Annotated in this window: 12 protein-coding genes and 1 tRNA gene; 5 read left to right on the top strand and 8 right to left on the bottom strand. The window is 71.4% G+C overall.

Annotation, left to right across the window (positions count from 1 at the left end):
• Positions 1 to 80: 80 nt before the first annotated feature.
• From IF29_RS0107095 to IF29_RS0107085, 3 genes are read right to left on the bottom strand one after another with little or no spacing between them, the layout of a single operon-like run.
• Positions 81 to 869: an SAM-dependent methyltransferase gene (locus IF29_RS0107095; RefSeq protein WP_030251140.1), complete on the bottom strand. Its 789-nt coding sequence runs from the start codon at positions 867 to 869 to the stop codon at positions 81 to 83.
• The gene (locus tag IF29_RS0107090; RefSeq protein WP_037594447.1) at positions 866 to 1,534 is read right to left on the bottom strand and encodes a winged helix-turn-helix transcriptional regulator; all 669 of its coding nucleotides are present in this window, start codon (positions 1,532 to 1,534) and stop codon (positions 866 to 868) included. Before IF29_RS0107090 ends, IF29_RS0107095 begins: the two co-directional genes overlap by 4 nt.
• 40 nt (positions 1,535 to 1,574) lie before the next feature.
• Positions 1,575 to 2,774, bottom strand: a complete 1,200-nt coding sequence (locus tag IF29_RS0107085; RefSeq protein WP_030251135.1) for an MFS transporter — start codon at positions 2,772 to 2,774, stop codon at positions 1,575 to 1,577.
• A gap of 129 nt (positions 2,775 to 2,903) precedes the next feature.
• Between IF29_RS0107085 and IF29_RS0107080 the strand changes: the two genes are divergently transcribed.
• On the top strand, positions 2,904 to 3,383 hold the full coding sequence (locus tag IF29_RS0107080; RefSeq protein WP_198037323.1) for an Lrp/AsnC family transcriptional regulator: 480 nt from the start codon (positions 2,904 to 2,906) through the stop codon (positions 3,381 to 3,383).
• Between the two features lie 227 nt (positions 3,384 to 3,610).
• A complete protein-coding gene (locus IF29_RS0107075) occupies positions 3,611 to 4,552 on the top strand; it encodes a hypothetical protein (protein WP_030251130.1) in 942 nt (313 codons plus the stop codon).
• Positions 4,553 to 4,644: 92 nt separating this feature from the next.
• Here the strand turns inward: IF29_RS0107075 and IF29_RS0107070 are convergent.
• Positions 4,645 to 4,716: transfer RNA gene (locus IF29_RS0107070), tRNA-Val, on the bottom strand.
• Between the two features lie 191 nt (positions 4,717 to 4,907).
• Here IF29_RS0107070 and IF29_RS0107065 point away from each other — a divergent pair.
• Positions 4,908 to 6,152, top strand: coding sequence for a coiled-coil domain-containing protein (locus IF29_RS0107065; protein WP_051724972.1), 1,245 nt, complete (start codon positions 4,908 to 4,910; stop codon positions 6,150 to 6,152).
• A gap of 31 nt (positions 6,153 to 6,183) precedes the next feature.
• Positions 6,184 to 6,402: an FmdB family zinc ribbon protein gene (locus IF29_RS0107060; RefSeq protein ID WP_030251126.1), complete on the top strand. Its 219-nt coding sequence runs from the start codon at positions 6,184 to 6,186 to the stop codon at positions 6,400 to 6,402.
• Positions 6,403 to 6,464: 62 nt separating this feature from the next.
• Here IF29_RS0107060 and IF29_RS0107055 read toward each other — a convergent pair whose 3' ends face one another.
• The 3 genes from IF29_RS0107055 to IF29_RS0107045 all read right to left on the bottom strand — a co-directional run bounded on the left by IF29_RS0107055 (position 6,465) and on the right by IF29_RS0107045 (position 11,119).
• Positions 6,465 to 7,322 carry an HAD family hydrolase gene (locus IF29_RS0107055; RefSeq protein WP_030251124.1) on the bottom strand — a complete coding sequence of 286 codons (858 nt, stop codon included), beginning with the start codon at positions 7,320 to 7,322 and terminating at the stop codon, positions 6,465 to 6,467.
• Complete coding sequence (locus IF29_RS0107050; RefSeq protein ID WP_051724971.1) at positions 7,319 to 9,838, bottom strand: phosphoribosyltransferase; 2,520 nt, start codon at positions 9,836 to 9,838, stop codon at positions 7,319 to 7,321. Before IF29_RS0107050 ends, IF29_RS0107055 begins: the two co-directional genes overlap by 4 nt.
• Positions 9,839 to 9,940: 102 nt before the next feature.
• Positions 9,941 to 11,119 (bottom strand): HpcH/HpaI aldolase/citrate lyase family protein, encoded by a 1,179-nt coding sequence (locus IF29_RS0107045; protein WP_030251119.1) that lies wholly within the window; start codon positions 11,117 to 11,119, stop codon positions 9,941 to 9,943.
• Between the two features lie 395 nt (positions 11,120 to 11,514).
• On the opposite strand from IF29_RS0107045, the gene IF29_RS0107040 reads away from it, so the two are divergent.
• On the top strand, positions 11,515 to 12,339 hold the full coding sequence (locus IF29_RS0107040; protein ID WP_030251116.1) for a TerD family protein: 825 nt from the start codon (positions 11,515 to 11,517) through the stop codon (positions 12,337 to 12,339).
• Between the two features lie 123 nt (positions 12,340 to 12,462).
• Here IF29_RS0107040 and IF29_RS0107035 read toward each other — a convergent pair whose 3' ends face one another.
• Positions 12,463 to 13,194: a Tellurium resistance gene (locus tag IF29_RS0107035; protein WP_030251114.1), complete on the bottom strand. Its 732-nt coding sequence runs from the start codon at positions 13,192 to 13,194 to the stop codon at positions 12,463 to 12,465.
• Positions 13,195 to 13,353: the final 159 nt, after the last annotated feature.

Here is a 13,353-nt window from a genome sequence, read left to right as displayed (position 1 = left end):
GCCCAGCCGAGGGCTGGACCGGCAAGTCGATGAGAGGATACCTCTCTCATTTGGAGAGCGCGATATTCACTGCAGAGCAATCAGGCTGCGGTTCGGAGGAAGAGGCCGCGGTGGACGGTCACCGTGCCCTCGCTGACGGCGACCGCGTAGTTGAGCATCCGCATCGGACCGTCCGCCAGCAACGCCGGGAGCGTGGCCCGTGCCTCGCCGCTCGCGAGGCGTTTACCGAGGTCCTCGAACCACTGCCGGACCCACTCGGTCTCGTCGACCCACTCCACCGGTTCGAAGCCGGCGGCGCGGATCGTGTCACGCAACTCGTCCGCCGCGATCAGGAAGCTGTCGCTGCCGTCGAGCGACCAGGGCAGCGGCGGGGCCGGCCGGCCCCCGGCGCCGAGGCAGACCTCGAAGGTCGCGAACGGCGCTCCCGGCCGGAGCCGGTGTGCGATCCCGGCGAAGAAGGCCTTCTTGTCCTCGACGTTCATCTGGACGTGCATGGTGTAGCCGGCGTCGAAGCCGTCCTGGTCGTAGCCAGCGATGTCACTGCAGAAGAACCTGACCCGTTCGGCCAGCCCCGCCGCGTCGGTCAGCTCCTGCGCCGCCTCGACGTAGGCGGGCGTGATGTCGACGCCGACGACCGTCGCCCCGGTGGAGCGGGCGATCTGGCGCGCCGGACCGCCCAGCCCGGAGCCGATGTCGAGCACGGTCGACCCGGCCGCCAGGCGCAGGCCGGGCAGCAGCCGGTCGACGGCCTCCGGGCCGCCCGCGTGGAACTGGTCGAGCCAGTCCCGCTGCTGCTGCGTCAGCGCGGCCAGATCCGCTCCGGCGAGGCGTTCCATCGTGGCGACGAGGTCTGTTTCGGTGTAGGTCATGACGTGTCTCCTGACCGGGCGGGTGGACCTGCGGTGACGTGCAGAAGTTCGGTGAGCACGGACGGCGTGCCGGTGACCGTCAGGCCGAACGCCGTCGCCTGATCGGGACTCAGCAGACCGGAGAGGACGGCGCCGACGAGCTGGGGCTCCCCCGACAGCGTCACGTCGGCGCACCGGGCCGCACCGCGCCGGATCTCGAACGCGCCGTGCCGCAGCACCGCGTGGACCGCTTCGTCCCCGGCCTCGACCCCCACCACCACCTCGGCCCCCGGGGCGACCTGCGGCGCGAGCTCCAGTCCGGCGAACAGTGCGGTCCACTGCGGCTGCACCGCGTCCCCGACCTCCGGGCCGTCCAGCATCCGGCCCAGCCCCCAGCGCGCCAGCGCATGCACGACGTCCTGCAACTCGGCACCGCGCTCAGTGAGTTGGTAGAGGGTGGCGCCCACCGGCGCGGGTGCCTCGTAGCGCTCCAGCAGCCCCTCGGCCTCCATCGTCCTCAGCCGCTCGGCCAGCAGGTTGGTGGCGATGCCCGGCAGCCCCCGCTTCAGGTCGCTGTACCGGCTGGGCCCCAGCGCCAGCAGCTCCCGAGCGATGAGCAGCACCCACCGGTCCCCGACCACGTCCAGCGCGCGGGCCACGGAGCAGTACTGCTGATAGCTCTTCATACGCCCACTCTAGAACGATGTGGTTTATTTTTTCAAGCTTCTACTTGAATCTATCAAGTGCAGGACTGAGGACGATGCCCAGGGCAGCACACCCACACGTCATCCACCAGGTCGAATGCCAGCCACCGGTGCGGCTGGCCAGGGCCGCGGCGAGGGTGGGGCCGATGAAGCTGCCGGCATTGAAGAGTTGCTGGATCAGACCCATGGCGGCGGGCGCCGAGCCGCCCTTCGGGGTCAGCTCCGCGACCATGCGCAGCAGGGTGGCCGGTATCGCGCCGCCGATCAGCGAGAAGGCCGCGATGCACAGGAACTGCCCGGTAGTTCCGGTGGGCAGCGTGCGCCAGTCCGGGGCGAAGGCCAGCACGGAGGTGGCGGCCATCAGCGCGAAGGCGGGGATGAGCACGGCCCGGACCGGCAGGCCGCGTTTCAGGAGCGCCGCGGTCGCGATCGAACCGACGGCGTTCGCCGCTCCGACCACGGCGGTGAGCACACCCGGCCAGACACCCGTCATGCCACCGTCCCGGTAGATGGTGGGCAGGAACCCGACCACGGCCATCCACTGGAGCGTGTAGCAGGCGAAGACCAGACCGGCCGTCCAGGGGCCGGGGGAACGGACGGTGCGTCCGATCCGGGCGACCGCCGCCACCGCGCCGCGTACGCCCGCGGCCCGGTCCCGGGGAACCCGGGCCAGCACCCAGGGCAGCGGCGCCGGTGCGAGTACGGCCATGGCCCACCACCACACCCGCCACGACACCACCTGCAGCACCAGCGCACCGGCGATCAGCCCGACGAAGGTGGAGATGCCCTGGTAGGCGCCCCAGAAGCCGATGGCCGTGGCCAGTCGCCCCGGCGGCGCGCTACGACGGACCAGCCCCGGACCGGTCACCGCCACCAGGATGAAGCCGGCCCCCTCGACCGCCCGGGAGACCAGCAGCGGCGCCGCCGACCAGGCGAAGCCACCGGCCACCGACCCCAGGCACAGCAGCACCAGCCCCCCGCTCAAGCAGCGCCGCTCGCCGATCAGTTCGGCCAACAGCGACACGGCGAGTCCACCGAGCATCCCGGCCAACTGCACCACCCCCAGCAGCGTCCCGGCCTGAACCAGCGACAGCGACAGATCGTGCCGCAGGGCCGGGAGGGCAGGCGGCAGCTTCCACACCTGCAGCCCGGCGACCACCCCTGCGGCAACGACGACGATCCAGGCGTTGCCGCTCCCGGCGGGCTGCGTCTTCAAGGCCATGGCGGCGGTCCTTCTTCGGGGCAGGAGGGCGACAGGTCCCACCACCTTGGACACACGCCGGTGCATCAGCGCAACACAGTCCATCACCACTACGACAGATGCTCAACAAATCATGCCTCGGATGCCAGAATGCCCAACATGACTCTGATGGACCCCTTGGACGCCCGCATCGTCCTGGCCCTGGACGACGACCCCGACGCCACGATCCTTGCCCTGGCGCAGACCCTCGGCGTGGCCCGGAACACCGTCCATGCCCGACTGCGCCGGATGGCCGCCGACGACATGCTCAAGCCCTTCAGCCGGCGGGTCGATCCCGCCGCCCTCGGCTACGGCCTGGTGGCGTTCATGTCCCTGGCGGTGAGCCAGGCCGAGCCCGAGGGCGTCCACCAGGGGCTCCTCGCCGTCCCCGAGGTCATCGAGGTCCACTACACCACCGGGGACGCGGACCTCCTCGCCCACGTCGTGGCCAAGGACACCGCCGACCTGCACCGGATCACCAAGGCGATCCTCGCCATCGACGGCGTCGACCGGACCAGCACCGCCGTCTCCCTGGCCGAGGTCGTCCCCTACCGACCCCGCTCCCTGCTGCACCGCCTGGCCAACAGCTGACCCGCGGCCGCCCCGATCGCCGCCGAGACGTTCGCCCGTCATGTGTTCCATCAATTCCGGTGACATGAACAAGCCCCACGTAGGAAGCCGGTGGGGATCTCCGTCGTGATCCAGATGAACCATGCCTTGTGTCGTGCGGCACCGGGCAGGATGCTGGGCGACGTCGGTCGTCGGCCGGATCGTCCGGCCGGACGACTCTGCGGCCGGCTGCACGTCAGGGGGAATGCATGAGTGATCAGACTGACCTCGGCAAGGGAGGATACGAAATCCGCCCGTTCTCCGAGGACTGGCCCGACGAGATCAAACGACTGCGGGACGAAGTGGTCGCCGTTCTCCATAAGATCAGCCCGTTCTACATGGCTCCGCCCGACCCCGACGATGTCGCACTGGAGGGCAAGGTAACCGCCCTGGTAGCTCCCTACAGGCTGAAAGAGAACGAACGGCACAGGACAATCACGGACGCCGTTGCGACCGTGGGCGAGCAGATCCAGAACTTCGCAGCCTCGCGAAACGACATGGGCCACAAGTACATATGGTCGGCCCCCGCGATCACCATGAAGCTGGACGGCGTCTTGCTGACCGGGACCCTGGAAGCCATGGGCGATTTCCGCAACTACCTGCGGGCCACCGCGAACAGGTTTGCCGATATGACCGGCGGTGAGACCCGCAAGCAACTGCAGGACCTTGTGCAGTCCCAGCCGATCGACTCGACGACGCGAGTGCTCGTCGAGCAGTATGCGCTCGTCTGCGGTCTCGCCGGCAGGATGATCGATGCAGGAAACGCATTCCTGAACCTCGACGCCCAACTGCGCGTGGCTCTCGAGTTCTACGCCGAAGGGAGGGCACCGCAGGGATGGTGGGACAAGCTTCCTGCGCCCCTGCGGAGTGTTTTCGACGAGGGAACCTGGGTAATCATCGACGAATCCCTGCGGATCGCTGCCGAGCACGGTCTCGGCGGCGCACTCGGCCCCTTCAGCTCAATACCGGTGGCGGTAACACGCACCGTCCTCACGATCAGAAAAGAACGTGAGCACGAGAAGCGTAAGTACCGGAGGGATGACGTCGATGAACTGCTGGACCTGGCCGACCAACTGACCAAGGCCAATGATGTGGCGAACGAGCTTGGGCGTTCGATCGACGCCATCGTGCTGGCCTCCCGATTCGCCTGACGAGCACGGGACGGCGATCCGACTCGGGGCGATGGCCGACTCTCGCCCTGCGACTCGGCCAGACCTCTGACCTGCAGGTTTTCAATCAATTGTGGGCGCAGACGGTTTCGAACCGCCGACATCCGCCTTGTAAGGGCGGCGCTCTACCGCTGAGCTATGCGCCCGTGCGCGAGGTAAGGATACCTGCTCCGGAGGGTGCCTGTTGTCGGGCCGGGGGCGGGCTGCGGCCGGGCCGGTGATCGGAACCGGTGTCCGCTGCATGTCAGGTTGAGTGCGGCGGCGCGGGCGGGGGTGCGAGGATGGGGGCGGCGGGCCGACGCGGCCTGGTGGCAGGGCATGTGGAGCGGGAGAAGACGTGGCGTCGGGATCAGCGCGATGGGGGCGTGGCGATGCTGGGCGCGCGGCCGCGCAGGCCGCCAAGGATGCGGCCGCACAGGCGTTCCTGGACCTGGACACGGTGCAGCGGGACGTGCGGATCTCGGTGGAGGCGGTGGCCGCCTCCGACAACTCCCCCAACGCCCGCCGCGCGATCGCGGACTTCGCCGCACTCGGCACCAGGATCGACCAGGCCAGCCAGGAGTACATCACCGCCCTCGACGCCCATGACCTGGACGCCGAGGACCTCGACCACGGCTCGGCCAACCAGGCCCGGCAGCAGCTGGAACGGGCCAAGCAGCAGCTGGTCGCGGTGAAGACGGAGCTGGAGCGCTTCGCCGGCTTCCTGCAGCCGCTGGTCGCCGCGGCCGAGACCCAGCTGGCACAGGTCGGCCCGGCGGTGGAGCGGGCCAAGCGGGCCTGGCTGGCGGCCAGCAACGCGCTGGACGCGGTCAAGGCGGCCAGGATCGGCTCCGAGGACCTGTCCCGGCAGCTGGCCGCGCTCGGTCCGCAGCTGCAGCTGATCGGCGAGGGGGCGGGCAAGCACGGCGTGCAGACCGTGCTGCGCACCGCGGCGGACGTGCAGCGCAGCGCCGAGAAGATCCGCGCCGAGGCCGATCGGCTGCCGGAGCAGGCCCGCGAGATCGACCAGCGGCTGGCGTCGCTGCGGACCCGCACCCAGGCGCTGGAGACCAGGGCCGGCAACATCGGCCCCACCCTGAGCGAGCTGCGCCGCCGGTTCAGCTCGGCCTGCTGGGTGGACCTGCAGAACGTCCCCGAGCAGACCGAGGCCGCGGTCCGCAACGCGCAGCAGCGGCTGGCCGAGGCGGCCAAGGCCAGGGACGAGCAGCACTGGCCGGACGCGATCAGCATCCTGGCGACCACCCGCACCCTGCTCAACACCGCGGACGGGGCCGTCGCCACCGTCAACGAGCGGCTGCACTCGCTGAACGAGGCCCAGCGCGCGCCGCAGGCCGAGATCGAGCGCACCCGCTTCGCGCTGCGCGACGCGCAGCGGCTGGCGATGGCCGGGCGCAGCTCGCCCGACCCGCGGCACGCCGGCCCGCTGGATGCCGCGGTGGAGCGTCTGGACCGGGCCGAACAGGGGTTGACGGGGCGTCACCCCGACTACTGGCACTTCCTGACCGAGCTGGCGGCGGTCCGGGAGACCGCGGCGCAGGTGGTCCAGGCGATCCGCGAGGAGCGGGGCGCGGGACACCGGTAACGGGCGGCGGTGAGGCCGTAGAGTTGGCGGCATGCCTCGCTATGACTACCGCTGCCGCACCTGCGGTGCCACGTTCGAACTCCGCCGCCCGATGTCCCAGTCGGACGCCCCGGCGATGTGCCCGGCCGGCCACGGCGACGCCGTCAAGCTGATGTCGATGGTCGCCGTGACCGGTACCGCCTCCGGCGGCGCTGCCGCCCCCGCCGAGGGCGGCGGAGGCGGTTGCTGCGGCGGCGGGTGCTGCGGCTGACCACCGCGCACGCGGCGCCGTCGGCGCGGCCCCGTCATCGCAGTCCCGCCGGCGCAGTCCCGTCAGCGCACGGTTGTGCGCACCCGGACCCGGGCGAGGAGTCGCCGGACGATCTCCTCGCCCGCCGCCACGCCCACCTGCTCCAGCGCGGTCACGCCCGGCGCGGTCCAGCCGGTGTCGGCCAGCTCGCCGTGCCCGGGCCGGTAGCCGGCGTCCGCGGCCAGCAGCAGCTCGGCGTCCAGCAGCGAGTCCCCGGCGGTGAGCACCGTGGAGGCCCCGGTGCGCCGCTCCACCTCGGCCAGCGCCGCCGACTTGGTCAGCGGCTGCGGCACCAGGTAGATCTTCCGGCCCTGCAGCGAGACGGTGTAGCCGCGCTCGTCGGCCCAGCCGGTCAGCTCGGCCACCCAGCCCTCGGGCAGCAGCTCCCGCTCGACCACCAGGTAGGCGAAGAGCTCCTCGGCGACCCGCCGCTTCAGGGTCCACTCCGGGTCGGCCTCCAGCGCCAGGTGGCGCACGATCTCGTCCAGCGGCGCGCAGCTCGTCGCCAGGGTGGACGAGATGTGCGCGGTCCAGTCCTCGTCGGTGACCCCGTCCACCAGCAGCCGTCCGCCGTTGGCGCAGATCGCGTAGCGGGGGGCCCAGCCCGGGACGGGTCCCGGCAGGTGCACCCGCTGGTACTGGGCCCGGGTGCGGGTGGTCACCGGGACGAACTCGGCCGCCGTGATCAGCTCGACCAGCAGTTCGGCGCAGTGCTCGGTCATGAAGGACAGCGGCTTGCCGTTGTGCACCTCGACCGCCAGCAGCCGGGGCGCGGTCTCGTCGGACATGTCCAGGGCCAGCGCCCGCGGCGAGTAGATCAGGGTGCGGTCCAGGTCGCTGCCGACCAGGAAGCGCCGCTCGGTGTGCTCGGAGTCGCTCATACCGCGGTGCCCCCGTCCCCGGTCGCACCGCGGGTGTACTGCGGGTGGATCAGTCCGACGCAGCTGTAGGGCAGGTCGTCGACCACCTCCACCGGTACGCCGCGCTGCTCGGCCAGCAGCCGGACGTGGCGCAGCTCGGCCTCCGCGCCGCGCCGTACCAGCACCTTCCAGGGGACGCGCCGCAGCAGGACCCGGGTGGTCTCGCCCACTCCCGGCTTGACCAGATTCACGCTGTTGATGCCGTACTCCTCGCTGATGCGCTCCACGGCGGCCCAGCCGGACCAGTCGGGTTCGCGTTCGGGGCTGTCGGCGGCGGCACTGGCGCTGACATCGGGGCTGACGCGTGGGAAGTGCGCGGTGATCGCGTCCAGGAACTGCTCGGAGACGTCGCCGTCGGCGAGCTCGCGGTAGAACTTGGCGCCGTGGAAGTCGTCCGGCCCGATCAGGTCCGAGCGCAGCACGGTGCGGGAGACCAGCCCGGACACGGTGGAGTTGAGGCAGGCCGAGGGGATCAGGAAGTCCTCCCTGGTCCCGAAGGTCCGCACGCAGTGGCCCGGGTCGGCCAGCACGGCCATCTCCGGGTTGAAGCCGGTGCCCGCCAGCGCCTCGGCCAGCTCGCGGGTGATCGCGCCCTTGCCGGTCCAGCCGTCGACGAACACCACGTCGGCGGCGTTGTGACGGTCCGCCAGATAGCGCAGGGCGACGGTGTCGATGCCCCGGCCGCGGACGATGGACACCGCGTAGTGCGGCAGGTCGATCCCGTGCGCGTACTGCGCCCAGCGGCGCATCAGCACGCCGACCGGGGTCCCGGCGCGGGCCAGCGAGGCCAGCACCACGCCGCGGCCGCGCTCGGCCAGTACGGTCTCGGTGACCACGGCCACGGCCTCGGCCATCCGTCCCGCCGACTCCCGCAGGGCCTGCTGGAACAGCTCCTGGTAGGCGGCGGTGGGCTGGTACTCCACCGGCAGCGACTCGGCGTAGTGGGCGCCGCCCTGCTGGATCGCCTCCTCACGCTCCTCGGTCGGTGCCTCCAGGGTGACCTCGGAGAGGTCCTTGAGCAGCCAGGAGACCTCCTCGGCGCGGTAGGAGGAGAAGGCGGGGCCGTACAGCGGCTCGGGGAGCGTGCCGGAGGCGGCGGGCGCGCCGGCCGCCGGCCGCTCCCGGCCCGGACGGTGCGCGGGCACCACGGCCAGCAGCACCCGGTCGGTGACGCCGCGCAGCCGGTCCAGCAGCCCGCGGCCCGGGGTGTGCAGCGGCGCCCGGTCGCCGTGGTCGTCGACGACCAGCACGATGGCGTCGAAGCGGCGGGAGGGGTCGCTGCCGGGGGCGACGTTGTAGGCGTAGCGGCGCCCCTCGCCGTCGGCGGGGGCGTCGTGCGAGGGGAAGGCGAGGCGGGTCCGCAGGGCGTAGCCGGGGTGGTCGACGGTCAGCGCCGGGGAGCGGGTGGTGGTGGAGAAGCGCACCTCGCTGCCGTCGCCCAGGCGCTCGGCGAGCGCGCCCGCGAGCCGCAGCGGCGCGTACATCAGCTCCTCGTGGCCCAGCACCAGGACCCGGCGCGGCGCGGTCCCGCCCTGCGACTGCACGCCGTCCGGCTGGCCGCCGGGCAGCTGTTCCGCGAGCCGCTCCGCCATCGCCGGCAGCGCCTGCTCCAGCCGGGCCCGGTCGGCGGCGCTGAAACCGTGCCGGCCGCCGTCCGGCAGCCCGGCCGGCCAGCCGAGCTCCACCCGGGTCAGCGGGGCGAGCGGCCCGGCCGAGGGCACCTTGCAGCCCTGCCGGGTCTCCTCGGCGGCCACCAGTGCGGCACCGCGCTCCAGCACGCCCTCCGGCAGCCGCACCGCGCCGGTGGCGGTGGCCACCACGTCGATGCGGACGCCCAGCTCGGCGGCGGTCTTGGCGAAGACCTCGCGGTCCTCGGGGCTGCGGGTGTCGACCAGCGCGGCGACCACGTAGTGCCCGCGCGGGTACCGCCCGTGCAGGGCGGCCACGGTGTTCAGCACGGTACGGCCGGTGGACAGCTCGTCGTCGACCAGGACCATCGGTCCGTCGCCGCCGAGGAAGTCCGGGTCGGCCGGGAGCAGCAGGTGGGAGGTGGCGTGCGAGTGCTCCTCCTCGAACTCCACCGCCTCGATGCCGGCGACCGGGCGACGGGTCGAGTGCAGATAGCGGGCGGCCGTTCCGGGGCCGCCGCCGAGGCCGTCCGCCACGCAGTGGCCCAGGCCGGTCGCCGTCTCCGCGTAGCCGAGCACCACCGGAGCGGCCTGCGGGCCGAGCAGTTCCCGCACCGCCTCGCCTAGCCGGTGGCCGGCCCCGTAGACCACCTCGGGCAGCTGCGGCACGTGCTTGCCCAGCACCTGCGACACCAGCAGATGCGCCCGGCGCGGATTCTGCCGCAGCGCCAGGCCCAGCAGCTCCCGCACGGACGGCTCCGGCAACCGGACGTCGAGCCGCTGCTCGACCCACTCCCCCGGCCACACGGTCCCGCTGTCCCGCCCCTGGATCTGCTGCTCAGCCGTCATCGTCCTGCTTTCGTCGTTCGTTCGTGCGTGTACATGCGCATGTCCGTCCACTCCCCTCAGTCCATCACAGGGGAGTGACCGTCAGATGTCCCGCAGCCCTCGTCAGGGGCACAGGCAGGCAGCCAGGAGTTCGGCGAAGGTGACGCCCTCGCGCGCCACACCGAAGACCGAGGCCCGCAGCATCACCCGCTGCGCCCAGGCGCGGTGCGGCTTCACCTCGTTCATCTTGTTGGTGTAGGCCGACCGCATCACCCCGCCGCCGGAGCGGTCCTCGTGCAGGATGTCCATCGCGTCCGACCACTCCTCGTGGCTGGCGACGGACAGCGCGTGCACCGCGGGGACGTGGCTGGGGTGGATGCAGGTCTTGCCGAGCAGGCCGTTGGCCCGGTCCAGTTCGATCTCCCGGATCAGCCCGTCCAGGTCGTGCGCGATCAGCTTGCGGCGCACCTCCTCGGTCGGCGGCTCCGTCCCGGCGAACGGGGTGCTGCGCAGCTGCGGCTTGAACTTCCGCTCCTGGACCGGGAAGTACTCCCACACCGGGCCGGTGACGGTGTATCCGGTGCCGTCGGCCCGGCCCAGCACATTGACCACGTCGCCGATGACCGAGGCGACCAGCTGGACGTCGTAGGCGGTGAGGTCCGGGGGCCGGCGCAGCCCGTACGCGGAGCTGAGGTCGGTGACGCCGAGCCGGACCGCGAGCACCTGCTCGCGGTGCTTCTCCAGCACCAGCGCGATCCCGGCCAGGGTCTCCCTGCGGGTCTCCAGATGGGCGAGCTCCGGGGACTCCAGCACCGGCATCGCGAAGAGCCGCTGACCGGTGCTGCCGCGCACCTGGTCCAGCGCCTCCAGGAACGGCAGCCCGCTCTCCTCGGTGAACTTGGGCATCACGAAGCCCGACAGCACCGCCAGCGCGGGGCCGAGCCGGGCCGCGAGGTCCACGATCTGCTCGGGCCGGCGCACCCGGACGAACAGCAGCGGCAGCTGCTCACCGGCCTCGACACGCTCCAGCAGCGGCGGCAGCTGCCGGACCAGGTTGGCCTCGGCGGCGTCCACCTCGCTGTCGTCTATCGCGTCCTCCAGGCAGAGCACCATCGACACCACGCCGTGGGCGGCCTGCTTGCGGATGTCGTCGTACAGCCGGGGCCGGGTGGCCGGCGAGTACAGGGTGGCGCCCAGCGCGGTGGACAGCACCGCGGGATCGCTGGACCGATCAAATTCAGCCGGTTCACGGAGGAAGAGGCGCTCACGGGTCTCGGCGTCGAGCTGACTGAAATGGCGCATGGCCCCTCCTCGGGATTCCTGGGCGTGACAGCATGGTTGTTCTCTGCTGCGGAGAGTGGGACGTCCGGGACCACGGGGGCCGTTAACGATAATCGTACGGATCCAGCGGTAAGAATCCAGTCAAGAAACCTGCTGTTCTCGGAACAGTGGCATCCGCTTAACATGCCCACTGGGCTCATCCACTGATCGACTCCGGCACCGGTGGTACACGTCGGTTCTCAGCCATGCTGCTCGCTGTCCAGGTGAGCGGCAACCCGACCGCGACGCGTCGGCGTGCGACGCGCCCGGCCCGGTTCCACCGGCGCCGCCCCGCCGCCTACCCTGGTGCCCGGCACATGTTTCCCGCCGGTGGCGTCCGCAGCAGCGCTGAAACAGAGGGAGAGCGTCAACCCGTTATGACCAAGGTCATGCCCAAGGGCTCCAACACACCGCTCACCAAGGTGGACGCGGTGCGCGCGGTGCTGCGCTGGCGTGTCGTCCCCGGTGCTCCCGACGTGGACGTGTCAGCCCTGCTGCTCGGCCTGGACGGCAGGGTCGGCTCGGACGACGACTTCGTCTTCTACAACCAGCCGCGGCACCCGTCCGGGCTGGTCCGGCACCGGTCCAAGGCCAGGATCGGCGACGACGTCACCGAGACCATCGACATCGACCTGGCGCTGCTGCCCACCGAGATCGACCGGGTGGTGGTGGGCGGCTCGGTCGAGCACGGCGACTTCGACGAGATCCCCGAGCTGCGGATCCTGCTGTTCGACATCGCCGGAGGTCCCGGCGCGGAGGCCATCGCCCGCTTCGACATCGCCGACACCACTGGGGTCACCGCGCTGCTCTGCGGCGAGCTGTACCGGCGCGGCGGGGGTTGGAAGTTCCGGGCCATCGGCCAGGGGTACTCCTCCGGGCTGGTGGGTCTGGCCACCGACTTCGGCATCACCATCGACGAGGAGGAGCCGGCCGCGACCGCGGCTGTCGCAGAAGCGGCACCGGTCACGGAGCCCGCGTCCGCGCCCGAGCCGGAGCTGGTCATCCCCCCGCCGCCGAGCCACCCACCGACGCCCCCGGCCCCCCAGCCGGCCGTCGAACCCGCAGCGGCGGCAGCGGCCCAGCCGGCGGCCTCGCACGGCTACGGGTACCCGCCGCCGTACCAGCAGCCGGTCCTGCTGCCCGAACCCGAGGGCTTCGTACTGCCGCTCCAGGGGCCGCAGTTCCAGGGCGGCCAGCGGTAGGTCGGTTTTCGGGGTGCTGCAACTGACCCACCGTGGGCAAGTTGCACCATCAGGGGCGCGGGGAACTGCGCGACAAACCAGGCACACGCCGCACCCGAAAAACGAACCGACCCGCCGTAGGCGCTATGCGCTGGGCGACTTGACCCCCCGCTGCCACTGCAGCCCCCACCCGTACAGCCGGTCGAGCTCCGCCTGGAAGCCGTAGACGTACTTGGCCTCCCGTCGGACCGTCAGGTTCCCGCCCTTGTTCTCGATCAGGGCCACCGCACACGACCTGGCCTGCGTCGCCCGCTGTTCCAGCCGGACCTCGATCGGCCTGCCGCCGGGCGGGGCCAACGTGACCACCGCGTGGGTGCGGTCGAAGGCCGGGGTCTCGTCGTAGATGTAGACGAAGATCAGGATGCGCTTGAAGTTGTCCTTCTTCTCCAGGTCGATGTAGAGCATCTCCCCGGACGGCGCCCCGGACCGGTCGTCCCGGCTGAGCCGGATGAACGGCGAGTGCTGCAGGTCGCCGTAGAAGTTGCCCAGTGGCTGCACCACCCCCTTGGTGCCGTCGGCCAGTTCGTACAGCGCGCCGAGGTCGAGGTCCACCGCCAGGATCTGGTTGACCGACTGCGGCATCGTCATCGGCCGGAACAGGGTCGGGTGCAGCAGCCCCCGCAGCCGCTCCCCCGCGGGCCGCGCGGCCGGCTCCGCCTCCCGCGCGGTCCAGTGCAGGTTGACCTGCATGGTCCCGTGCACCGTGCCCAGATCGCTCAGTGACACCAAGGGCGAGCCCTTGGTCAGTGTCAGCCGGTCCACCCCTGGACCGAAGGTCTGGTCCGTCCTGCGCATGAAGTCCCGAATACCCGCCATGTCCCCACCCCTCCGTACTTCTCCCTGGCACCCACCAGCGGAGTACCCATTCGCTGGGCTTCCCGCACCCCTGACTGGAGGTCACAACTGGCTCAGGCGTACGATGCGTTCTCTGCTGACGCGATATCGTCATGCACGCACGCGTGTCGAGGCGTCAAC

This window comes from Streptacidiphilus jeojiense, from assembly GCF_000719095.1.
In the GTDB taxonomy this organism is placed as follows: Bacteria; Actinomycetota; Actinomycetes; order Streptomycetales; family Streptomycetaceae; genus Streptacidiphilus; species Streptacidiphilus jeojiensis.
This window is presented reverse-complemented; position numbering and strand designations above follow the sequence as displayed.

What these genes read in the sequence shown, in the direction of transcription:
- IF29_RS0107075 (WP_030251130.1), top strand. Translation starts at nt 3,611, where the DNA reads ATGAGTGATCAGACTGACCTCGGCAAGGGAGGATACGAAATCCGCCCG.
- IF29_RS0107045 (WP_030251119.1), bottom strand. Translation starts at nt 11,119, where the DNA reads ATGCGCCATTTCAGTCAGCTCGACGCCGAGACCCGTGAGCGCCTCTTC.
- IF29_RS0107090 (WP_037594447.1), bottom strand. Translation starts at nt 1,534, where the DNA reads ATGAAGAGCTATCAGCAGTACTGCTCCGTGGCCCGCGCGCTGGACGTG.
- IF29_RS0107055 (WP_030251124.1), bottom strand. Translation starts at nt 7,322, where the DNA reads ATGAGCGACTCCGAGCACACCGAGCGGCGCTTCCTGGTCGGCAGCGAC.
- IF29_RS0107095 (WP_030251140.1), bottom strand. Translation starts at nt 869, where the DNA reads ATGACCTACACCGAAACAGACCTCGTCGCCACGATGGAACGCCTCGCC.
- IF29_RS0107085 (WP_030251135.1), bottom strand. Translation starts at nt 2,774, where the DNA reads ATGGCCTTGAAGACGCAGCCCGCCGGGAGCGGCAACGCCTGGATCGTC.
- IF29_RS0107035 (WP_030251114.1), bottom strand. Translation starts at nt 13,194, where the DNA reads ATGGCGGGTATTCGGGACTTCATGCGCAGGACGGACCAGACCTTCGGT.
- IF29_RS0107080 (WP_198037323.1), top strand. Translation starts at nt 2,904, where the DNA reads ATGCCCAACATGACTCTGATGGACCCCTTGGACGCCCGCATCGTCCTG.
- IF29_RS0107060 (WP_030251126.1), top strand. Translation starts at nt 6,184, where the DNA reads ATGCCTCGCTATGACTACCGCTGCCGCACCTGCGGTGCCACGTTCGAA.
- IF29_RS0107050 (WP_051724971.1), bottom strand. Translation starts at nt 9,838, where the DNA reads ATGACGGCTGAGCAGCAGATCCAGGGGCGGGACAGCGGGACCGTGTGG.
- IF29_RS0107040 (WP_030251116.1), top strand. Translation starts at nt 11,515, where the DNA reads ATGACCAAGGTCATGCCCAAGGGCTCCAACACACCGCTCACCAAGGTG.